The sequence below is a fragment of the Calditrichota bacterium genome, from assembly GCA_014359355.1.
In the GTDB taxonomy this organism is placed as follows: domain Bacteria; phylum Zhuqueibacterota; class Zhuqueibacteria; order JANLFK01; family Oleimicrobiaceae; genus Oleimicrobium.
The window spans coordinates 1-21,653 of record JACIZP010000385.1; the positions used below are offsets into that span (position 1 = coordinate 1).

Annotated in this window: 19 protein-coding genes; all 19 read right to left on the minus strand. The window is 62.2% G+C overall.

The window, feature by feature from the left end; genetic code table 11:
• A partial coding sequence (locus H5U38_15945) for a hypothetical protein (GenBank protein MBC7188516.1) occupies positions 1–1,197 on the minus strand: 1,197 nt, incomplete at its 3' end.
• Positions 1,187–1,693 (minus strand): 2-C-methyl-D-erythritol 2,4-cyclodiphosphate synthase, encoded by a 507-nt coding sequence (locus H5U38_15950; GenBank protein MBC7188517.1) that lies wholly within the window; start codon positions 1,691–1,693, stop codon positions 1,187–1,189. The genes H5U38_15950 and H5U38_15945, both read right to left, overlap by 11 nt.
• On the minus strand, positions 1,693–2,382 hold the full coding sequence (ispD, locus tag H5U38_15955; GenBank protein ID MBC7188518.1) for a 2-C-methyl-D-erythritol 4-phosphate cytidylyltransferase: 690 nt from the start codon (positions 2,380–2,382) through the stop codon (positions 1,693–1,695). The genes H5U38_15950 and ispD overlap by 1 nt, the downstream gene beginning before the upstream one ends.
• A gap of 34 nt (positions 2,383–2,416) precedes the next feature.
• Positions 2,417–3,445 (minus strand): tRNA preQ1(34) S-adenosylmethionine ribosyltransferase-isomerase QueA, encoded by a 1,029-nt coding sequence (gene queA / locus H5U38_15960; protein ID MBC7188519.1) that lies wholly within the window; start codon positions 3,443–3,445, stop codon positions 2,417–2,419.
• A 43-nt stretch (positions 3,446–3,488) separates the two neighbouring features.
• Entirely contained in the window at positions 3,489–4,526 is a 1,038-nt protein-coding gene (ruvB, locus tag H5U38_15965) for a Holliday junction branch migration DNA helicase RuvB (GenBank protein ID MBC7188520.1), read from the minus strand.
• Between the two features lie 9 nt (positions 4,527–4,535).
• Positions 4,536–5,141, minus strand: coding sequence for a Holliday junction branch migration protein RuvA (ruvA, locus tag H5U38_15970; GenBank protein MBC7188521.1), 606 nt, complete (start codon positions 5,139–5,141; stop codon positions 4,536–4,538).
• A 95-nt stretch (positions 5,142–5,236) separates the two neighbouring features.
• On the minus strand, positions 5,237–5,719 hold the full coding sequence (gene ruvC / locus H5U38_15975; GenBank protein MBC7188522.1) for a crossover junction endodeoxyribonuclease RuvC: 483 nt from the start codon (positions 5,717–5,719) through the stop codon (positions 5,237–5,239).
• Between the two features lie 36 nt (positions 5,720–5,755).
• On the minus strand, positions 5,756–6,508 hold the full coding sequence (locus H5U38_15980) for a YebC/PmpR family DNA-binding transcriptional regulator (GenBank protein ID MBC7188523.1): 753 nt from the start codon (positions 6,506–6,508) through the stop codon (positions 5,756–5,758).
• A gap of 175 nt (positions 6,509–6,683) precedes the next feature.
• Positions 6,684–7,205, minus strand: a complete 522-nt coding sequence (locus H5U38_15985) for an SPOR domain-containing protein (GenBank protein MBC7188524.1) — start codon at positions 7,203–7,205, stop codon at positions 6,684–6,686.
• A gap of 164 nt (positions 7,206–7,369) precedes the next feature.
• On the minus strand, positions 7,370–10,348 hold the full coding sequence (locus H5U38_15990) for a T9SS type A sorting domain-containing protein (GenBank protein ID MBC7188525.1): 2,979 nt from the start codon (positions 10,346–10,348) through the stop codon (positions 7,370–7,372).
• Between the two features lie 42 nt (positions 10,349–10,390).
• Positions 10,391–10,732: an STAS domain-containing protein gene (locus H5U38_15995; GenBank protein MBC7188526.1), complete on the minus strand. Its 342-nt coding sequence runs from the start codon at positions 10,730–10,732 to the stop codon at positions 10,391–10,393.
• 71 nt (positions 10,733–10,803) lie between these two features.
• Positions 10,804–11,550: a hypothetical protein gene (locus H5U38_16000; GenBank protein MBC7188527.1), complete on the minus strand. Its 747-nt coding sequence runs from the start codon at positions 11,548–11,550 to the stop codon at positions 10,804–10,806.
• 27 nt (positions 11,551–11,577) lie between these two features.
• Entirely contained in the window at positions 11,578–14,136 is a 2,559-nt protein-coding gene (locus tag H5U38_16005) for a hypothetical protein (protein ID MBC7188528.1), read from the minus strand.
• Between the two features lie 50 nt (positions 14,137–14,186).
• Positions 14,187–15,569 (minus strand): nucleotide excision repair endonuclease, encoded by a 1,383-nt coding sequence (locus H5U38_16010; GenBank protein ID MBC7188529.1) that lies wholly within the window; start codon positions 15,567–15,569, stop codon positions 14,187–14,189.
• The gene (locus H5U38_16015) at positions 15,566–16,243 is read right to left on the minus strand and encodes a DUF4254 domain-containing protein (GenBank protein MBC7188530.1); all 678 of its coding nucleotides are present in this window, start codon (positions 16,241–16,243) and stop codon (positions 15,566–15,568) included. The genes H5U38_16010 and H5U38_16015 overlap by 4 nt, the downstream gene beginning before the upstream one ends.
• Before the next feature lie 81 nt (positions 16,244–16,324).
• Positions 16,325–18,601, minus strand: a complete 2,277-nt coding sequence (locus H5U38_16020) for a GWxTD domain-containing protein (GenBank protein ID MBC7188531.1) — start codon at positions 18,599–18,601, stop codon at positions 16,325–16,327.
• Positions 18,598–19,617 (minus strand): radical SAM protein, encoded by a 1,020-nt coding sequence (locus H5U38_16025; protein ID MBC7188532.1) that lies wholly within the window; start codon positions 19,615–19,617, stop codon positions 18,598–18,600. The genes H5U38_16020 and H5U38_16025 overlap by 4 nt, the downstream gene beginning before the upstream one ends.
• A 244-nt stretch (positions 19,618–19,861) precedes the next feature.
• On the minus strand, positions 19,862–20,845 hold the full coding sequence (locus H5U38_16030; protein MBC7188533.1) for a TGS domain-containing protein: 984 nt from the start codon (positions 20,843–20,845) through the stop codon (positions 19,862–19,864).
• 43 nt (positions 20,846–20,888) lie between these two features.
• The coding region (locus tag H5U38_16035) for an N-acetylmuramoyl-L-alanine amidase (GenBank protein MBC7188534.1) at positions 20,889–21,653 on the minus strand (765 nt) is incomplete at its 5' end.

Here is a 21,653-nt window from a genome sequence, read left to right on the forward strand (position 1 = left end):
CGCAAATGACCAAAGCACCTTCTGCGAGGACTCCCGCGCCAAGAACTGCACAGCGGCCCTATCCATGACGGGCACCGACTCCCCGCCAAACACCGAGAGCTTCTGCGCCAGATCTCCCAAGGAAAAAGCCCACTCCCGGTAGAGGGCCACAAGCTGCGGCAGGCGGGGGTCGCCCGCCAAGCCTGCTCGTGCCAAAGCTGGTCGCAAGGCCTCGTGCAGTTCCTCATCACTGAGGAGACGCAGCTGTCGACGGCTCTCCTCGCGGAGGACCTCCAGGTTGAGCACCGCCTCGTGGGTTGACAGCGCTTCCAGCCGAAAAAGCGGCAGCAGTTCCTCCGCGCTGCGCAGGGTGGCTTGGGCGATTTCCATGCCTGCCAGGCGCGCCACAAAGGCCAACACCGTGCTGGCAAGGTAGCCCTCCCGTCGCAGCCGCTCAATCGTGACCTGGCGGTGCTCTGTGGCCGGATCGAGCCCTGGAAGCGTGCGCACCGCCGCCACATGGGCAACATGCGGTGGCTCCAACTCCAGGGCGCGACAGATGAGGATTTGGCGGAAGGTGAACGGCACCGCCTTTTCGTCGCGCACCAGGTGCGAGATGAGCATCAGCGCGTCGTCCACCGCAGCCCGGAACTCAGGCGTGGGCGCGCCGTTGGACGTGGCCAGCACCACATCCCCCACCAGCTCCCCACGCATCGAAATGGGCCCGCGCAGCAAGTCGTCGACGACAATCTCGCCTGCCTGGCCCTTGAGCCTGACGACGGACGGTACCCCCCGACTGGCAAGCTCCTGGACGCGGCGCGCAGGCAGAGAGGCACAACCCGCACTGCACTGCCCCGGGACAAGGTGAGGAGATCTCGTCCCGTCGCCTACACAGAAGCAGTGGAAGGCACTCTGTTCAGCCAGGAGCTTTTCCAAAAACCGGGCGTAGAGCTCACTCCGCTCGGCCTGGCGATACGGAGCAAAGTCCCCGCCGATGCCAGGCCCCTCATCTGCAGCTATGCCAAGCCACTGCAAGTCCCGGTGGATGGCCAGTTGCGTCCTGGACTGCACGCCGCCCGCAAAGTCGTCCAGGCGCACAACAAAAGCCCCTCCGCCCTTCTTGGCGAGTAACCAGCTCACCAGGGCCAGGCGTGCCTCGGCAAGGCTCAGATGCCCCACATCCGATGCCGAGAAGACTACTCTCGGACTAACCGGCATGACCAGTACTTGCTGCTTGACCGGAGGCAGAGGCGATGAGGGCTACGGCCGACGCGGCAATCCCTTCCCCTCTGCCAGCCATGCCGAGCCCTTCCGTCGTCGTGGCCTTCACCGAGACTCTGGAGGGAGAAACGCGCAAAGCGGAGGCGATGTTCTCACGCATCTGGGCGGTGTAGGCGGCCAACATGGGCCGTTCTGCAACCACGGTAGCGTCCACATTCATTATGACAAAGCCGGCATCGGAGACAATGTCAGCGACCCGGCGCAGGATCAACAAACTCGATACCCCTTTCCACTGCGGGTCTGAGTTGGGAAAATGCTGGCCAATGTCCCCGGCTGCCGCAGCTCCCAAGAGCGCATCGGCAATGGCATGGCAAAGCACATCGGCATCTGAGTGTCCCAGCAGTCCTTGCGGGAAAGGGATCTGCACCCCACCCAAGATCAGCGGCCTGCCGGCCACCAGCCGGTGCACATCGTATCCTTGGCCTACTCTCATCAGTCCTCTTGTCCCACCAGCCATTGCTCCACGACGACCAAATCATGGGGCGTTGTCACCTTGACGGCACGGGGGTCTCCGTCGACCACGCAGACAGGGTGTCCCAGCCTCTCGACCATTGCCGCATCGTCGGTGACCTCTACCTGTTGCCCGCGGGCGGCACGGTATGCCTCAAGAAGCAGCCCATAGCGGAAGGCCTGGGGTGTCTGCACGGCGATGAGGCGATCGCGGTTCAGCGTCTGCACCACGTGCCCGCCATGGACCTCTTTGATGGTGTCCGCCACCCGGATGCCGGGGATAGCCGCTCCATGCTTCTCCGCAGCCGAAAGGACGGCCGCCACGACTCCGGGATTCACCCAAGGCCGGGCACCATCGTGTACTGCCACCAGCTCGCTCCGATGCGGCACAGCCTGCAGACCCGCCCACACCGAGTCCTGTCGGCGCTCTCCACCTGGTACCACCGCAACGACTTTGTGCAGCGCAAAACGGTCGACGATCTCCTCCTTCACCAACTGCTCCCGTCCCTCGGGAACCACGACGATCAGGGCATCCGCCAGAGGCATGCGCTGGAAAGCGCGAAGGGAATAGAAGAGCAAAGGGCGCCCGTGGACGAGAGCGAACTGCTTCGGCGTGGTGGAGCCGAAACGCTCGCTGCGTCCTGCCGCCACCACTATCACCGTGGTGCGCACGGCCACACTCTCTTCCGCTTGCTGGCGCACGAAGCTACAGGATCAGCATGGCGTCGCCGTAACTGTAGAAGCGGAACTTTTCCCTGATCGCTCTGCGGTACGCCTTGAAAATCAGATCACGGCCGGCAAAAGCGCACACCATCATCAACAGCGTCGATCCCGGGAGGTGAAAATTGGTGATCAGGCGGTCCACAATCTTGAATTCGTACGGCGGGTAGATGAATTTGTCGGTCCACCCTTTGCCTGGCTTGACCCATCCCTCGGAGGTTACCACCGTCTCCAGGACGCGCACAGTGCTCGTTCCCACGGCAATCACCTTGCGCCCGGAGCGCATTGTCTCATTGATGGCGTCCACCGACTCTGGCGAAATCTCATAATATTCCGAATCCATCTTGTGGCGGCTCAAGTCCTCCACCGCCACCGGGCGGAAGCTCCCCAAGCCCAGATGCAAGAGGACTGGGACAATCTTGACCCCCTTCTTCTCGATCTTCTTCAGCAGTTCTCTGGTGAAGTGGAGGCCAGCCGTGGGGGCGGCCACTGCCCCTCGGGTCTTCGCGTAGACGGTCTGGTATCGCTCCTTGTCCAGCGGCTCGGGTTCTCGCTTGATATAAGGCGGCAAGGGCGACTTGCCAATGCGTTCGACGATTGCGTAAAAGTCGCCGTCGTAATGGAATCGCACCACGCGACCGCCAGAAACCGTATTGTCAATGACGTCGCACATCAGCTCCTTGCCCACGGTCAGGCGGTTGCCGATGCGCACTTTGCGTGCCGGCTTGACGAGTACTTCCCACAAACTTGGTTCCAACTCGCGGAGGAGGAATATCTCCACCTGCGCCTCGGTGCGATCTTTGGTGCCCAGAAGGCGCGCCGGAAAGACCTTGGTCTCATTGACCACCAGGCAGTCGCCCTCGTTCATATAGTCCACCACATCGCTGAACAAGGCCTCGTCAATCTCGCCGGTCTCGCGGTTGACGATCATCAAGCGGGCCTGGTCACGCCGTTTCGCAGGGTACTGTGCAATCAGCTTCTCTGGTAGGTTGTATTGAAAGTCTGCCAGCTTCATAGCTTCACTCCATCAGAAGTCACCGGTCGCTGTACCTTGGTCCTTAGAACAGGCTTTCCTGCTTTCGCTGAGGTCGCTTAAAGCCAAAGTGGGCAAAGGCGCGCTCCGTGGCCGTCCTGCCGCGGGCGGTGCGGTCGATGAATCCTTCCTGCACCAGGTAGGGTTCGTAGACTTCCTCGATGGTCTCGCCGTCTTCGCCAACTGCCACTGCCAAGGTGTTGAGCCCCACAGGTCCTCCTTTGAACTTCTCGATGACGGTGCAGACGATGCGCTTGTCCATTTCATCGAGACCCAGCTCGTCAACTTCCAGGCGACGGAGGGCATCCAGGGTCACCGGCAAGGTGATGCGCGACAGGCCCTCAACCTGCGCAAAGTCGCGTACGCGGCGCAGCAGGCGGTTGGCTACGCGCGGCGTTCCCCGCGAGCGCCTGGCGATTTCCAGTCCCGCCTCCTCGTCGAGGCCGATGTCCAAGATGCGTGCCGAACGTTTGATGATTTGAAAGAGCTCTTCCGGCTTGTAGTAGTCCAAACGGTTCGTCACGCCGAAGCGCGAGCGGAGCGGAGAGGTCAGTGAGCCGGCGCGCGTGGTCGCACCGATCATGGTGAAAGGCGGCAGTTTCAGGCGCACGGAACGGGCGTTCGGCCCCTTGTCGATGATAATGTCCACCTGGAACTCTTCCAGCGCCGGGTAGAGGTACTCCTCCACCACGCGGCTGAGGCGGTGCACCTCGTCGATGAACAGGACGTCGCGTTCCTCCAACCTGCTCAACAAGCCCACCAGATCCAAAGGCCTCTCCAAGGCGGGTCCAGAGGTGCAGCGAATGTTGACTCCCATTTCGTGGGCGATGATATTGGCCAGGGTTGTCTTGCCCAAGCCAGGGGGGCCATAAAAGAGGCAATGGTCGAGCGGTTCGCCGCGCTGCTTGGCAGCCTGGATAAAGACCTTCAGGTTGTCCACCAGCTTTTTCTGCCCGACGAACTCGTCGAAAGAGGTGGGACGGAGAGCGGTATCGAACTCGAGCTCGCCATCGAGGCGGCCCGGATTCGTTGCTCTATCGACTGCGTGTCGCTCAACCGCCATTTCTCTGCCTCATACGTTGCGCAAAGCGCGCTTGACGAGCTCTTCGGCCGTGAGCACCTCTTGGGGCCCAACTTGCGCGAGTACAGCCTGCAGGGTCTTCTGGGCAGCGTCACGGGTATGACCCAACGAGATGAGCGCCAGAAGGGCATCTTCCACCACTTCGGGCGCTACCTTGCCCTTGGCGCCGGGAATGCTGCCCACCGTCTCCGTCTCCACAGCGAAGCGTTCTTGGAGATCCATCACCAGCCGCTGCGCCAGCTTCTTGCCGATGCCCCGCACTGCGGCAAGGGCCTCTGTATCCCCCCTGGCTATGTGCTGGCGCAAGTCGTGCACCGTGCTCCCACAGAGGATGTTGTGCGCCAGCCGGGGACCGATGCCTGTCACCGAAAGCAGACGGGTGAACATCTCCCGCTCCTCGGCGGTGGCAAAGCCAAAGAGTTCCAGAGCATCTTCGCGGACGTGCAAATAGGTAAGAAGCCGGACTTCGGCCCCAGGGGCTCCCAAAGCTTCGAAGCTGGAAAGAGGGATGGCAACATCGAATCCGACGCCTGCCACTTCGACAATGGCGCGCGTGGGGGTTTTGTGGACTAACGTACCCTTGAGGTAGGCAATCATTCCCGCGTCAGCACCCCTTGTCCGACGTTCGCAGAACAAAAGGGCGCTGCCTTGCTCCACGCCATCCGGCCGTATTGCGCCACCACATCCGTAATTCACCTCGGCTTCAGGGCCCAGCGTTGGGCGTGGCACAGGGCCACCGCCAGCGCGTCTGCCGCATCGTAGACGCGCGGTGCTTCTTGCAGGCCGAGAAGCTTGCTTACCATGTACCGCACCTGCTCCTTGGAGGCCACTCCGTTGCCAACCACCGCCCGCTTCACCTCGGTGACCGCGTACTCGAACACCGGGAGCCCATGTTGTTCGGCCAGAAGAAGCACGACGCCGCGCGCGTGTCCCACGCTGAGCGCCATGCGTGGGTTCTTCGCTAAGAAGAGCTCCTCAATCGCCACCCCCTCGACAGGACAAGCCTCAAGTAGGGCGCCTAGTTCATCATAAATGGTCCGCAGCCGCTTGGCAAGTGGGAGGTGAGCTGCCGTAACGATGCTGCCGTAGCCGCCTGCACTGAAGCGCTGTCCGTCTGCGGCAACCACGCCGTAGCCGGTGCGCGCTACTCCAGGGTCAACGCCTAACACGTACACCAGTACTGCTCGCGGCCTGGGAGGCGAACACCGTCGTTAACCCTGCTCCAACTCCTCCAGGACCTTGTCGTCGATGTCAAAGTTGGAGTAGAGGTTTTGCACGTCTTCTTGCTCCTCGAGGGCATCCATCAGCTTGAGAAGGGTTTCGGCGTTCTTGCCTTCCACCTTCACCGTGCTCTTGGGGTACATGGTGAGTTCTGCCCTCTCTATCTCGAGATCCTTGGCGAGGAGCGCACGCTTGACGTTTTCGAATTCGGCCGGCGAGGTGGTGATTTCGTAGGTCCCTCCCTGGTTGCGCAAGTCTTCGGCTCCTGCCTCCAAGGCAATGGCCAAAAGGTCGTCTTCCGACTTGCCCGAGGGCTTGACCGTGATCACACCCTTCTTCTCGAACATCCAGGCCACGCAGCCGTTCTCGCCGAGGTTGCCGTTGTACTTGCTGAACAGGTGCCTGATCTCGGCAACGGTGCGGTTCTTGTTGTCAGTGAGCGTCTCCACCATGATAGCTGCCCCACCCGGCCCGTAGCCCTCGTAGACCGCTTCTTCGTAGACGACGCCGGGCAGCTCACCGGTACCCTTCTTAATGGCCTTTTCGATATTGGCCGCTGGCATGTTGGCCGCCTTGGCGGCAGCAACCGCGGCACGCAAGCGGGGGTTGGCATTCTCATCGCCACCGCCGATGCGTGCGGCAGTGGTGATTTCGCGGATCAGGCGCGTGAAAAGCCGACCGCGCTCAGCGTCAACTTTGGCCTTCTTGTGCTTTATGCTATGCCACTTGGAATGTCCGGACATGCATTTCCTCCCACGGGCTTCATCACACGCCGGTATGGGCCGGCCGTCACTGTTTTGGCTGATAAATTTAATAAAATTGGCCTCGATATGCAAACGAAAAATCCGCGGGCTAAGCCGCGGCTTCGCAATGTTGCACAGGAGGCCAGTGTGCGCCACGCAGCGCTGGGGCGATTGCTTACGGCTGCGGCGGCGCACCCCCCGGCGCGACCATGGTGCGTACCACCCACGCCTGGCCAAATCCTTTCTCAATAGCCTTTTGCTGGAGCTCCTCTGCCTCGAAACGCGAGAGGCAATCGCCCACGCGCACCTTGTAGTAGGGTGCATCGAAGACCATGTACACCGGCTCTTCGAACTTCAGCAAGGCTTCCTTGCGCACCTCCCGCGCTACTTCCTCGAAGGGCGTGGAGATGATCTGCACCCGATAACCCGGAAGCAAGGACGGCTGCGCCCCTGCCTCTGCGCCCGTCGGCTCTGTCTGCGCTACCACACCGCCGCCGGATCGAGCTGCCCCCTCCGGCACCGGAATTGCCGGCTCGCTTTCCTTGAGACTCGCCGGGTCCCAGTCTTCCACTACCCCGCTCACCTTTTTTGGAGAAGCAGCGCTCTCGGCCTGCCGCGACGTAGTGGCACAACCCACCACCAGGGCGGTCAGGCCCATCCATCCGCCAAACGTCCACAAAGCTATCCTACCCATCATATCGCTTTGCCTCTTCTCCGGCAATGTCCTCATGTCGGCAAGTCGCTGACAGCAAAATATCGTCCGCCCGCTGCACACGCTTTGACCACCACCGCAGCTCTGCTTAGTGAGCAGCGGGCCAAAGCGAAGTCATGCCTTCGCAAGTGTCTGCCAGCGGCATTGCCTCACTGCATCTTGAGCATTTTCATCGACGCGGCAAACGCCCCCGCCTGCAGCCGGCAAATGTACAGGCCGGAGCCAGCCGCGCGCCCCAGTGCGTCTCGACCGTCCCAGGCGACAACGTACCATCCCGGCGACTGGGGGCCGTCCACCAAGGTGGCGATCTCCTGACCGAGCATGTTGTAAATGGTCAGCCGCACGTGGACCTGTTCACCATCGGCAGGCTTGGCTATGCGATAGGAAATCTCCGTCCCCGGGTTGAAGGGGTTCGGATAGTTGCCCGCCAGCGAAGAAACGCTGGGCGGCTCTACCGTCACCACTACTACGGGCGAATACTCGAAGCGCCCATCGTTGTCCAGTTGCTTGAGCCTGTAAGAGTAGGTGCGCGCCAACACCTTTTGATCGACAAACTGATAGCTCCGCGGTCTTGTCGTGGTACCAGCACCGCGCACAAAACCGAGGACCGACCACTCCCTTCCGTTTGCTTCGCTGCGCTGCACCTCGAAGCCATAATTGTTGCTCTCGCTCTTTGTCGTCCACTGCAGTACCACCTGCCCTTCGCCTGGGTGGGCCTCAAAGCTCGCCAGCTCCACAGGGAGCGTGGTAGCAGAGGCCACGTTCGAATAGGGCGAACGATTGCCCCTATCGTCCAGCGCCACGACCACGAAGTAGTAGGTCGTGTTCTTGGCCAGCCCAGTCACCGTGATGGTTTGGCCCAGGCCAGGTTGCACAGGCTGCGGCGGAGAGGAAAAGACCGTGGCGGCCTCCCACCACCCAGCGGTGTCTGCACCCACTGGCTGCGTGGAGTAGCGCACCTCATAGGCCGATGCGGCGCCTCCGAGCCACCCGTCGTCACCCGGGGCGGTGAGGCTCAACGTCACGTAGTCATCTTGCACCTGCTCAATCGCCAGGTCGGCGATCCGCGCAGGGGGAACTTCATCTGGAACAGGCAGGGTAGTCGCCTCGGCAACGTTGGAATAGGCAGAGCGGTTGCCAACTTCGTCGACAGCCACCACCACGAAAAAGTACGTCGTATTCTCCTGCAGACCGGTGACGGTGATGGTCTGCTGTTCACCCGGTTGGGCAGGCAGTGGTGGAGCCGAGAAAACCGTAGCCGTCGCCCACCAGGCCGCAGTGTCTGCTCCCACCGGCTCGGTGGAGTACCGAACCTCGTAGGTTGTTGCGGGACCTCCAGACCAGCCATCATCTCCCGGTGCAGTCAGGCCAAGCGTCACAGACTGCTGCTGGACCCCTACGGCTGCGAGGTCAACGATCCGCGCAGGGGGCACTGTGTCTGGAGCCGGCAGTGTCGTGGCGGTGGCCACGTTTGAGTAGGCAGACCGGTTGCCCACATTATCAAGCGCCACGGCAACGAAGTAGTAGGTCGTGCCTTCCTGCAAGCCGGCGATGACGATGGCTTGGGCCTGCCCTGGCGGCCCGGGCTGCGGTGGAGCAGGAAAAGCCACAGCTGCCTCCCACCAAGCAGCCGTGTCTGCCCCGACCGGTTGCGTGGAGTAGCGAACCTCGTAACTTGTGGCCGGTCCCCCGGACCATCCATCATCCCCAGGAGCGGTTAGGCTGAGCGTCACCGATTGTTGCTGGACATCAACCACTCCCAGGTCGGCGATGCGCGCAGGTGGGACAAGGTCGTAGACCTCAGGGGTTCCCCATGCCTGCAGCGCTGCGCTCGCTTGTCTGCCCAGTTGCTCTGCCTGCTCATAAGTGAGGTTGAACGGGAAGTAGTACGACCAGTAAGTCAAGTTCAGGGTACCCACCATCGTGTCGTTGTCTTCCAAGATAATCCCCGTCTCTCCATAGGAACCGTCCTCGCCGGTGTTCGGCGATTCAGGTGAGGCGGTATCGCGGAAGAAGAGCCGATAGCGGTCGCTAATCGGGTTCCCGCCCAATGCCACCACGCCCAGCACCGAGGCCTTCGTGAGCACCCTGCCCGGATAACCCGGATCGGCCACGATGAGGTACCAGTTGGTCCCCGGCCACAGTAGGTTATCCTTGAACCCTGCCGCCTCGACCGCATTGATGCGATTGCCGGCCTGGTTGTAGGGGTTGTAGAAAATCATCCCATAGGCACGGGAATTGAGGTCGTAGGAGAAGCGGAGCATGCGCAAGCTCACATTCGGTATGGTCACAAGTGAGCGCTCGCCAGTGGCCATGTAGGAGAGGTACGGGTAGTAGATGGTCGTCAGCTTGAGGCTGTCGGTGAACGATACGCCCATCACCGACCCACTGAACAGAATCACCTGGGAGCGGATCACGCGCACCGCGCCGGCGCGAGCATCGACTCGGCGCAGACTGATCCACGGGTGGTCTTCGGTGAACGGCTCGATGTTCAGGCCGTACACATTCACCTGCAGGCGGAATTTCTGCCGGTCCAAGAAGTCGAGGCCATCTCCGCCAGCAGCGGCATTGATGGCCAAATAGTCGGGAAACCCTTTCACTCCGTTCTGGATCGTGTAGCTGACACCGGTGACCAGGTCCGTGGCCTGATTGTACCCCATGTACTGAGAGGACGAGGTGGGGAGAGTGGATGAGAGGTAGACGTACACATACCCCTGCCTCAGCCCATCGAGCGTGTCGGCCACGGTGACGACATAGCGATTATTGGCCCGCGCCTCTGCATCCGCCACCCAGGCATCCTCGGGGCAGAGGTCTCCAGCATCGGACGCCATGAAGACCAACTCATCGAGGGAATCGAGCACCCCGTTGTACGTGGGGGCGAAGTAGGTGGAGAGGTTGTCCCGCTCGTCAATCTGGAACGGGATGGGGAGCCACTGGTCGCTGTCCGCGCGATAGGAATAGACCCTCACGTTCGTCACCGGCGCACCGACAAGCACCGGCAGATGACGTCCCAGCAGCACCACGGGGTCGTACGGCCGCTGCAGGTCTGCGGCCAGAAGTGGCCCAGCAAGCAGCAGGACCATCGCCCCCTGACGCCACATTCGGCTCCAACTGTACCCTGCACCCATGGCAGCTCCTTTCGCCTCCTCCATCACCGGTGGAGAGTCCCCCTACTTCCGAAAGCTTTCGACCGCCTGTTCAACCGTAGGGAATGTCTCGAAGATGGTGACCAGTTTGGTAATCATGAGCAGGCTCTGCACTTTTTCGGCCACGCCCGCCAGACGAATGTCGCCCTGTGCATTGCGCAGCGTGGTCATGGCACCCATGATGGCACCTAGGCCGGAACTGTTCACCCACTTCACTTTGGACAAATCGAGGACCACGCGCTTGATGCCCCTACCCACCAGCTCTTTGACCTTCTCGTGGACCTCAACCGTCTCAGGACCCCCCATCAAGTTGCCTTTGACCTGAAGGACTGCAACGTCTCCCTGCAACTGCTCCTTGATCGCCATAGCTTCCTCCGCGTGCTTGGTCCATTCGAAGAACTTGGTTCAATTTACGAATTTCCGCACAAGATTGCAACTCATTTCTCGTGCTTTAGCCCAACGGCCGTGCGGCCAACCGGCTTGGCCATTGCGTCTTTGAGCCGGGCACCGGCGGCAAGAACCTGCGCAGCTCGTTCCCCCCAGCCGCTCTCCAGGTAGTACTCGCCCACCTTGCGATAGGCATCTGCCACTCCTTCCGGACCCAGGATGCGCGCCAAGAGCCTCTCTGCTGGCATCCCGAGGCCCAAAGCCACCTCATCTGGCTCTTCAATGATCCATGCCAGCAAAGGCACATTGTCGGCATAGGCTGCGATCAGTTCGAGAAGAAGCTCCCGCCCCTCATCGAAGAGACCCTTGATGTTCACCAGATTGGTGGACAGAGTCTCCTGGACGGTCTGCCTGCCTTCTTGGTCATCATGGTAGTACCCGATGCCGCAACGATACTCTTCCACTACCATCATCTTATGGCAAAGCAGCTCCACATTAACCAGGAACCGCAGCTCCGGTCCCTGTGGAGTGAATTTGCCCACTTCCTGGAACTTGCCGGCAGCGATATCTTCTGGGCGGCGGAAGACAAGCCTGAGGTCGTGGTGGACTTCCTGAAGCATGGCCCTGACCACCCGCAGCTCTTCGGCTGCCACGCCAAGTTCCCTGATGAAGCCCTCGAAAAGGGTGGCGAAGCGGTCGGATGTCTTAAGATACTGACGCACCGCCCTGGCGATCCGCCAGGGGCGAATGGTCACCACATACGCGCTCACTTGAGGCCGAAACAAGTCATCCACCATGACAGCCTCGGCATTGCTGCGCATCTGTCACAAGCGCTCTTCAACTGCAGCCCCATACAGCGCGTTGAACAAGACGCGGAAAGTTGCCACCGTCCAGGCGCGGAAATGGGGCCTGAAGCCGAAGAGAACGACCTTGCCTCTGCCGAGCTCGCATTCGGCCAGCGCTGCGCGCCCGGCAATCAACTTTTCTCCTTGCAGCCAGCCGCTCAGCAACAGGCTGTCCGAGGCGAAAGAAATGGGTTGCTGAGGGGTCCCCCCGGCAAATGCCATCGCCTCAGTCATGAAGATCGCCGCGGAGGGAGGCATGCCAAAGCAAAGCGGGTGCTGGTTGTCGCAGCGCACGCGGAGGAGCGAACCAGGGCACCGGAAATCACGCCCCTGACCATCGGCCAGCACGTTGCGCAGCGGCAGGGCAAAGTGACGCAAAGGGAGCGCGCAGGCCGCCCCAAGGGCAACGAGCGTTCCGCCTCGTTCGACGAACTGGCGGAGCTGTTCTACACCCTCGCGGCCGAGGCCGCCGCTGTAGGCAGCCGGATACTGCTCTCTGCTCGCCCCATCCAAGAGAGTCCGCTCCCCCATGCTCGGCAGCACGATGACGTCGAAGGATCGGGCAAGGTCTCCGGCCCTCACGTCTGCGTCGTGCAAAACCCGGTAGGGGAAGCTATCGCGCTCCAGGACCCATCTGAGCCATCCTTCGTCCGCCACCGGCACGTGGCTCTGGTAGATTCCCACGCGCGGCTGGCGCAGAGGCCAACCCTGTACCGAAGGAATGGCCTCGACCGGGAGAAGCTCAACCCCCAGAGCCGTTGCCAGGCTGTCGACCGACTGCCAGAAGCCCATATGCTCCAGCACGAAGGTGCCCGCCTGCCATCGGCGCCCGTCCGCCTCAAAGTGCCGCTTGGCCCATTGCACGCGTCCTCCTCGTGCCAACACAAAGTTCACGATAGCGAAAGCACGCTCCTGCGCAGGAGACAAGAGGTAAGCGGCACCGGTTCGCCGCCCCGCCATGCCCCCTTGGGGCACGAGAGCGGCTTCTTGCAGCACCAGGTCGGATGGCAACGGGCCTACAACCTTTTCGGTCGTTACGCCCATGAGCAAGGGAAGCTGGTGAGCGGTGACGTCGTACGGCTCTGCGGGCGGCGCCTGCGGGTGTAAGCGAGGGGCTTCGTAGCGCATGGGCTCCAACAACGTGCGCGCGTAGCCACCAAATGGCTGCGCCAGCGGGATCACATATGTGCCTGCAGCGTACGTGCGGCTTCCGACCCGGAAAGGCTTGGCCGCCTCGTAGACCTCTACCAAGCCGCGGCGCAGAACCTTCAGCATCTCGATGGCTGCCACAGGGTCGTGCTGATGCCGCGGCACCAGGAAGGCAGAGACCTCGTCCCGAGGGCGCAAGGCGTTTTGCGCGACAAGGTGGGCATTGCGCACCCATTGCTCACGATTCCGAGCCACCTGCTGCAGCACCGCCCAGGCCACCGCCTTGTCATAATCCACAATGTCGCGCAAAGTCCACCTGCCTCCAGACCACGGCAAGGGCATGTTCCACCGGCGCGTGAGCAGCTCGTCGCGGCCACGGGCGGCAAGCTCTGCTGGGCGGATCGTCACCGGGGTCGCCAACCGACAACTGGCGGCTTCGGAGAGGAAGCGAATACCTCCATGGTAGTTTGGATAGGCACGCGCAGGCGTCCAGGCATCAAAGTTGGCATTCATGATTACCCCCGCATATCCCTGGGCGGTGAGTTCCAGAGCCACATGCGTGCCCAGCATGGTCATTGCCCCCTGCAGCACAGGGTCGACATTGGGGTCAATGGGGTCCACATAAGGCGGAAGAAAAAGGCGCGCACCATAGCTGCCCATCTGATGCATATCCAGCACCACGTGGGGCAGCCAGGCATTGTACACACTGTCCACGGTGAGGCCAGTTTCCGCCTGAGTCAGCATGAACCAGTCGCGGTTCAAATCGTGCCCGGCATAGCGGTGGTAAAGCCACGGCGGACTGCTCCCCTCGTAAGGCGTCCCCAGCTGCTCACGATACCAGCGGACGACCATGTTGAGGCCGTCGGGGTTATGGGCTGGAATCAAGAGCAGGATCACTTCATTGCGCACAAGCGCGGCCGCCGGGGACTCGTCGGTGACCAGCTCGTAAGCAAGTTCGGGGGCCATCTGCGAAGCGCCAATCTCGGTGGGATGGATGCTGCAGTTAATGCTCACGATGCCGCGTGCCTCTTTGAGGAGACGTGAGGCCTGCTCTGGAGGCGTGCGCCGCGCATCCGCAAGCTGCGCCTGCAGCCCGCGATAGTATCCTTCCCTTTGCAGATTGGCCTCAGAACTAATGGCCGCGACGAGGAGAGGGTTGCCCTCGGTTGTGGGGCCCACGAAATGCAGGCGCACGCGCGGCGATGCGTCAGCAAGGGCACGAAAGTAGGCGAGGAGCTGGTCATAGTCGACAAGGGAGCGGTCGCTGCCCAAGCGGAAGCCGAAAAACTCTTCCGGACTGGGCACTTGCGCCCCGCCCTCTCCTGCTGCCCACAGGAGCAGCACTGCGACAACAAGGCTCACTGCAGCGATGTGCAGTACGTTCCTCACGACACACTCCCGAAGATTCCCAGGCATAACCCCCTTCGCCACGACCCGTTTCAGCGAAAGATCTGCCTGGTGCCCGGCGTGAAGTTATCCACGTGAAGTTTGAGGAGGCGCAGACAGTCCTGTGCGTGGCGCGACTCATCCACTTCCACCCAGCTTACGCTGTCCCGGTTTCGGTCCAACCAGCTAAAGAGGATTTCGGCAAGCTGTTGCTCCAATTCCCCTGGCGTTCTCGGCTCCGGCGAGAAGTAGAGGCGGTTCAAGAGACCGAGCACTTCCTCCCCGTCGAGCGGGGGTTGCGCCCGCATCTGCGCGAATGCCCCGCGGCGGGAGGCGAAGAACAGCTCCACAGCTCCCGGGACCGCGGACGGAAGGAGCAAGATGCGATTGGCCCGCGTCTGTGCCCGGACTGGCCGGGCATGCACCTCCAATTGCCGGTTCACTGGCGGATCGTGTTCCGCAATCAGACGATGCTCCAAGAGGAGGGCCTCAAGCTCAGAGCCCACCTCCACGATGCGGATGTCGTGCACGTGCTGGCGCAACAAGGAAGTTTTTGCCTCCTCGGCGCGCGAGGCTTGGAAGTAGCTGCGCACTCTCCGGCGTACATTGCGGGCTTTGCCCACGTACAGGACCTCGCCGAGCTGGGAAAGCATGAGGTAGACACCTGGTGCCGGCGGCAGGCTCTGCAGAAACTCAGGCCCGAAGCGCAAGCTGGACCAATGCCCAGGCGGGACAGGCGGCTCTGCAAGCTCCACAACCTCATCCAGGGTACGGAGACCCTTCTCCAGGCAACGCTCCAGGAGCACGATAAGCTCCTCCGCCAAGAGCGCGCTCAGGGACAGGGGGTCATCGAGTCGCAAAGGCAAGCCGAGCGCGGCGGCGAGCCTTTCCGCGGAGCTGAGCTTCTGCCCAAAAAGTCCGCGCGCAAGGCCCTGGAGGGAGAAGGCATCGCATTCCAAGTCCCCGAAGCCAGCGCGCACGCTCAGGCTGTTCAGCGAACGAAGCGCCGTGGCACCCCTAAACTCCACAACGCAGCCCCCTTGCACCGCCCGAAGCAGCTCAGCCAGGGTGCCCCTCCTGCCAATGCACGAAGGAACCCTTCCTTGCCAGGTCACCTTGGGAAGGCTCTGGGGCCGCTCGCGCGCGACAAGTCCTCCCCCGGCAAGACTGAGATCGTGCACGATTTTGAAGGCCAGCTGACTCGTCTCGCGCGCTCCGACAGCCACCAGGAAGAGGACCTGGCGCAGGTCTCGGCCCTTCACTTGCCACCCGGCTGCGGTGTGCTCGAAGCGGGTGTCCCCCGCCACGGCAGCAGCGATAAGTCGTTCCGCCACCTGCGAGGAAGCGCCGTGGATCCCCAGCACGTCCCTTACCAAATGGGCCGAGGGCACGGCCCCAGCTCTGCCCCGTAGGTAGCTGTACAGCTTCTCCCTCATGCCCTCTGGGGATCCTTCGTGCACCCCTTTGCTGCCCCGTAGAGCGCCGGGTTGAGCGCAGGGTCGTTGTACATCTTGAATTGCCGATAGAGCTTGAGTCTCTTCTCTCCGGCCAGCAGCTCAATGAGCAGACGCTCCAGGCAGGCAACCAGGTCATCCCGCTGCTCCCGGAGGACCACAAGGCGGGCTTCGCAGGCCGCACGATGTCCTGGACCGACGTCTTCACGGCGCGCCTGTTCGGCCATGTGATAGATCTTCAACGAGGCGATGGACAGCCGGTCGACGATGCTGCCCGGCGTCTCTGAGTTTTGCGGCGCACTCGCATGCGGACGAACGCCCAGGCATTCCAACCTCGCAAGCAACTGGCCGTCAAGCTGCTCGATGGTGTCGTTCCTCCGCTGGTTCCACCGGTCAATGGCCCTCTTGTGCGCGACGATCACTGCATCGGGAACATCCGGACGGCGCGCCTCGTCCTCCTCGTGCCAGAGGGAGAAATTGCAGACATGCAGAGTCTGCAACAGCTCGAGGAACCCGTCCGGCTGGGCAGGCGGCTTCGGGGAGTCCTGGTGCCACCGGGTCGTCCAAGAGTCCAGCAGCTCGACCAACTCCTTCACGCCCTCCGCCTCGATAAGGGCGGAAATCCTTTGCGTGTTCGTTTTCTCAAGAGAACTCATGCGATCTCGCCGATTCGCGTTGCCGAGAGCGGAACAACTCGCCGTCCACGCCTCCGCGCACCGCGTGCTCGATGGTTCAGTTCACAGCAGGCGCAGGCCAACCGTTCGTTCCACGGCCTGGCCGGAGTGGCGGTCGCTCACCTTGACGGTCAGCGTGTACTGGCCGCTGCTCACGTTGCTGACGTCGATGGCCACGTATTCCGGAGTAAACTCGGAGGTTCCGCTCCTTTCCGCACGAATGGTCAATGAAGGTTTTTCGCCGCTGCCAAGGAGACCAAAGACTGTGCTGACTCCCTTCTTCCCACCCTTGACGGCGTCCAGCCGATACTCCAGCACATATTCCGTCCGCCCGTTCTGGTCCGGATGCAGGCCGTAGAGCTCGAAATAGACGTACACCGGTTGCTGGCGCAAGAAGGTCTGGGTAGGGTTAGGGACGATTTCCAAGTCATTCCACACGAAGTTGGAAGGCCTTGTCGCCTGGGTGATCCGAGTAGCAAGCAGCAGGTCGCTGACATGCAATCCGGGAGTCGCATAGTCTTCCACGGCCCGTTGCAGCTTGAAGCCTCCCAGCAGATCCAGCTCAGGCACGCGCACGTGAAAACCGACGTTGTAGGTCCCCGCCGCCAGCAGGAAGCGTCGCGCCTCCAGATAGGCCGCCCCACTGCGGTGTGGGTCCACTTCGGCCGTGAGGCGCTCCTCCCCCACCGGGCGGAGGGAGCGGTCGAACAGAGCCACGCCGTGCTCCACGTGCACAAGTCGCGTGTCCGGCTTGGCCCGTTGTGCTAATTGCCGCAGCGGCACCGCAAAGCAGAGTTCCAAAGCCGTGAGCCCCTTCTCGCCCCGGAAAGTGGTCAGCATGAAAGGCACCTCTAACGGCTGGATCGCCTTGTCCCAGGTGTGCCGGTCAGTTGACAATGCCACCGCAACCGCCTGTTGGCTCTGCTGCGCCATCTGCTCCACCAGGTTCAGCCGTTCCAACTGGTCGGCGCGCAAGAGGCGCGCATACTCTCCGCCCCATGTGAGGCGGTCCTCCAGCATGCGCGGATCGTCGATGAACGGCGCCAGGCGCCAGGCCGTGGGCGAGTTCTCCAGCATGAAGTGGAAGGTCATCCGCGGGTTGAAGGGCGTCTGGTAGTAAAGCCACGACTCATTGGCCTCCACGTCCTGACCCAGTGTGGTGGCTCGTTCGTCCGGCTCGCCGTGGCGGATGAAGATGAGCCCCTTGTCGTTGAACTCCTCGTTCAGCCTGCTCACTTGGGAGAACTGCAACCGGTTGAGTTTGTCCGGGTTGTTGAAACGCGTCCTGAAGCCGTCGTACTCATAGTTCTTCTCGGCGTACAACAGGCGGCGATAGTGCTCTGCCAGGCGGCAGTTGGTCTCGGCTGCCGGGGTCGGGTCACGCTCCGTCCACATGGCGCGGAAAAAGGCGATGAGCGAGTCGGGAGAGCGGAGGGAGCGATAGAACTCCAACTCCTGGTCGTTCAGAACATACTTCACGTCCTCGAAGACGAGGTTTGCGTCCACGCGCGAGCTAATTTGGTCAACTGCCTGCCAGAAGAACTTCTCGCCCTCCGCGACATTCCCCCGCTCGTATGCGACGCGCGCAAGGGAAAGATAGACGGGCTGACGAGGCATGCTCAGGGGTTGGTCCAGCAGGGCCCGCAGGAGCGAGTCGGCCGCAGCCAGTTCCCCGGCGCGCCGCAATGCTTCCGCCTGGGAGTAGCGGGCATGTTCCCACGGCTGTTCCGCCAGCCAGGCCAGAGCGCTGTCGAGCCTCGTATGGGTGATGAAGTAGCGATAAAGGCGGAAAATGCCCACCTGCGGCCCCTCGAGGTCCGGCCGCAGCCGGAGCTGCGCGTGCGCCGCCTGGACGGCTTGTGTGTAGCGCTCGCGGTAGCGACAGAGCACCGCGTACTGGTAGAGCACGTCCTGGAAGGAGGAATCGCGCGCTAACACCTCGTTGAAGTGCTTCTCAGCCTTGTTCCAGTCTAACTTGCGCAGCAACAGCGCCTTGTACTTGCCGCTCTCGCGGTAGCAGATGCCCCGGTAGTAGTGAGCTTCCAGGTCGTCTGGCTTGCGCTCCAAAATTGCGCCGAACTGGTCGTTGGCCTCGCCCCAGTCCTCATTCGCCACGGCGATCTTGCCCAGGCCGGCGCGCGCCGCCAGCGAGGATTTGTCCGCCTTCAGTGCCTTTTGATAGAGCTGGCGAGCGGCCTGCAGTTCACCCCTCAGGCGCAGAGAATCGGCACGCGCCAGGAGTTGGGCGGGCTGGGCAAGACCACGTCGCGCGGCACATGTCCCGCCCACTATCCACAGGCTCAGGGCTAGTACCAGGCACCTGCGTAGGCTCAAGCTCATCGTACTGCCTTCCCAGTCACATGGAGATGCCTCGTGACCGCAGGGGAGAAAGCCGCACGCTCCACGCCGCCTAACTCGCTCTCGCGGCCGTTCCCTTGGTCCACGCCCAGCTCATAGTCGTACTGCACCGCCGCAAGGTCGCTCTGTTCGAAAACCCTCCTCTGCTCGGCCATCCTCTCCGCTGGTAGGACGTCCAAGAGCCCCGCTTCTACTAACTTGGCGTAACCAGTGCCCGGTGCCACGACCAGGTCGGAGAAAGAGACGCCCGGCGGATCAAGTTGGCGTAGCAGGGAGAGCGTCTCCTGCAAGTGTTCCTCGAAGAAGCGTTCGCCTCCCAAACCCATGAGGATGATGGCCACGAAGTGGATGCCCGCCCCACGGAGCATCTCCCCTGCCGCGAGGATGCGCTCCCGCTCCGTTCCTGGCACTCCACCTTTGGTTTTGCCCATCAGACGCAGCAGGCGTGCCGAGCCAGTCTCCACGCCCCACCAGAGCAGACCAAGGCCCAACTCGCGCAATCGCCGGAGCCCATCCACGCCCTTGGCCAGCACGCTCTCCGTGTGGCAAAAGGCACTTACCTCCACCGGCTCCACACGGGACTCCACTCTCCTGAAGTAGAGGCATTCGGAAGACTCGTCGTACGCGGTCACCTGGGCGCTCGAAACTCGGCGCCCAGGGAAATGGGCACGCACCAGACGCAGCACCTGCTCCAGCTTCGCCTGCTCAGTGCACAAGGCGTCGGCATCCAAGAGCATCACGCGGCGCACAGGCAGGCCACGCCGGCTGCACTCAGCCGCCACGAACCGCGCCTCTTCTGCGATGCGCCAAAGCGGCTTCTCCGAGAAGGCCACGTCCTTGAAGAAAGGGCAGAAGATGCAGCCATTGTGCGGGCACCCGACATTAATCTGCAGAAAAGCGGTGCCTCCGGAAGCCTCGGCCGATGGCACAACGCGTGGGGCAGCGTCCCATCCCTCGAAGAATCCGCCAGCTACCAATTCCCGAACAAGCTCCCTCATGCCCTCGTGTCGCAGGGTCATTTCCGGAAACACTCGGCCGGGCTCTGGCGCAAAGCAGATTGCATCGCCAGAGCCATTTCCGCCCAGGTTTGCCGGAAAGCCGCTCCGCACGAGAGGGCGCCGTTTGCTCACCGCCCAGAGACGCCGGCTTTGTCCGACATTGGCGCTCAGGCAGCTTGTTGAGCCGCGTGCCTCCAAGCACTCGCTGTTCCGCAGCCTTTGCGACACCACCGGCGCGCGCTGCTTAGATGTGCAGTTCGATGACATCGCCGTCCTGCAGCTGATAGTCCTTCATCACGCGCTGGCCGTCGAACTTGCCGTCGCCCCACACCCGGGCAAAGCGGAGTTTCTCGCCAAAGTCGTGGTGCACCATGTTGGCAAACTCCAGCAGCGTGGCGTGTCGCTTGAGGACAAACGGCCGGGAAAAGTCGGGGTCTTTCCCCGGCGGCTTGGAGTAGACGCGCAGCACGTTGAGCATACCAAAGATTGCGCGGCGGAGCTCCTCCAGCCCGTCGCCCCGTTGTGCAGAGACCGCAAGCATCCGGTGCTCGCCAGCGTAGAGCTCTTGGAGGAACGCAAATGTCTCTCCGGCGTTGGGGCAGTCTATCTTGTTCCCCACCACGAGACACTGCTTCTCGACCACGCTGGCCCATGGGTCAAACTGGGCCTGGCCGGCTACCGGCTTTATCTTGCACTGGTGCAAGAGACGCAAGGTTTCTTCAAACTGCTCAAGAGGGTCGTCACACGCCAAGTCGATGACAATGAGGGCGGCGTCTGCCGTACGGACGATGCCCGCCACCCATGGCTCCATGTGCTGGCTGCTGAAGGGGGGCAGGTCGACGAGTTGCACTTGCACGTTCTCAAAAGGCATCATGGCAGGGTAGGGCGCGCGAGTGGTGAAGGGATACGGAGCCACCTCGGGGGTGGCGTGGGTCAACGCCGCCACAAGCTGCGACTTGCCCACGTTTGGTGCCCCGATGAGCGCGACCTGCCCTGCCCCTTCTTTGGGCACGGCAATGGCAAAGCCCTTGCGCTTGCCAGATTGTTGAATCTCCTCATTGAGCTTGGCGATGCGGCGCTTGATGTCCGCCTGCAGTTTCTCGGTGCCCTTGTGCTTGGGCACGGTGGCCAGCATCTTGCGCAGAGCGTCCAACCGCTCTTGCGGCGTACGCGCTTGTTTGTACTCGCGCTCCGCATCCAAGTATTCGGGGGTCAAATTCGCTGGCACTGTCGAACTTCCCTCCGAAATGCCTCAGCGCCGGCCGCAGCACCTACTTTCGCCTTGGCTTGTCGCGGAAGTAGCTCACTATCGCCCCATAGAGAATGCGAGCCACCCGTTCGCGTCCGGCGCCACTTGCCAGAAAGCGTTCGTGGGCCGCATTGGACAAATAGAGCGGCTCGACCAGGATCGAGTATGCGGCGCCGTTAGAGCGCAGCACATAGAAAGACCGCCCTCCGTAGACGAGCTCCTCGGTCTGCAGGGCGTTCATCAAAGCAAGCCCCACATGTCGCGCTAACTCGCGGCTTCTTTCGGAATAATAGTAGACTTCGGTCTTGTTCTTCTGCCGGTCGCGGGACGCGTTCAGGTGTACGGAAATCATCAGATCCGGCTGCAGCGCGCGCGACATATCGCGGCGGGCGGCCAACGAGGGGCCGCTGTCGTCGATCCTGGTCATGCGCACGTCAAACCGGCGGTCGGCCAACAGGCGAGCCGCCAGACGGCGCGAGATGTCCAGCGTGACATCCTTCTCCCGCGTACCGAATCTGCCCACCCCGCCCGCGTCTTCGCCGCCGTGCCCGGGGTCAATTAACACCACGATGGGGCGCTCGCGTTCCCGTGGCCGCGGACTCGGCCCCGCGACCACCGCCACCAGCACGAGATTGCGCAGGCGCCGTACCCTGACCCTGGTCTCCGCCTGAACTGTGACGACCAGACGGACGGTCTGGGGATCGTGTTGAGCCCAGAGGAACTCCTCCACCCGGTCATAGCAAACGCCGACCCTGCCAGGTTTGCACACCACACACGGGGCCAGGTC

Excerpts from the sequence above, each read along its gene's own strand:
- H5U38_15950 (MBC7188517.1), bottom strand. The coding sequence starts at position 1,693 with ATGAGAGTAGGCCAAGGATACGATGTGCACCGGCTGGTGGCCGGCAGG.
- queA (MBC7188519.1), bottom strand. The coding sequence starts at position 3,445 with ATGAAGCTGGCAGACTTTCAATACAACCTACCAGAGAAGCTGATTGCA.
- ruvB (MBC7188520.1), bottom strand. The coding sequence starts at position 4,526 with ATGGCGGTTGAGCGACACGCAGTCGATAGAGCAACGAATCCGGGCCGC.
- ruvA (MBC7188521.1), bottom strand. The coding sequence starts at position 5,141 with ATGATTGCCTACCTCAAGGGTACGTTAGTCCACAAAACCCCCACGCGC.
- H5U38_15980 (MBC7188523.1), bottom strand. The coding sequence starts at position 6,508 with ATGTCCGGACATTCCAAGTGGCATAGCATAAAGCACAAGAAGGCCAAA.
- H5U38_15985 (MBC7188524.1), bottom strand. The coding sequence starts at position 7,205 with ATGATGGGTAGGATAGCTTTGTGGACGTTTGGCGGATGGATGGGCCTG.
- H5U38_15990 (MBC7188525.1), bottom strand. The coding sequence starts at position 10,348 with ATGGGTGCAGGGTACAGTTGGAGCCGAATGTGGCGTCAGGGGGCGATG.
- H5U38_15995 (MBC7188526.1), bottom strand. The coding sequence starts at position 10,732 with ATGGCGATCAAGGAGCAGTTGCAGGGAGACGTTGCAGTCCTTCAGGTC.
- H5U38_16000 (MBC7188527.1), bottom strand. The coding sequence starts at position 11,550 with ATGGTGGATGACTTGTTTCGGCCTCAAGTGAGCGCGTATGTGGTGACC.
- H5U38_16010 (MBC7188529.1), bottom strand. The coding sequence starts at position 15,569 with ATGAGGGAGAAGCTGTACAGCTACCTACGGGGCAGAGCTGGGGCCGTG.
- H5U38_16015 (MBC7188530.1), bottom strand. The coding sequence starts at position 16,243 with ATGAGTTCTCTTGAGAAAACGAACACGCAAAGGATTTCCGCCCTTATC.
- H5U38_16020 (MBC7188531.1), bottom strand. The coding sequence starts at position 18,601 with ATGAGCTTGAGCCTACGCAGGTGCCTGGTACTAGCCCTGAGCCTGTGG.
- H5U38_16025 (MBC7188532.1), bottom strand. The coding sequence starts at position 19,617 with ATGAGGGAGCTTGTTCGGGAATTGGTAGCTGGCGGATTCTTCGAGGGA.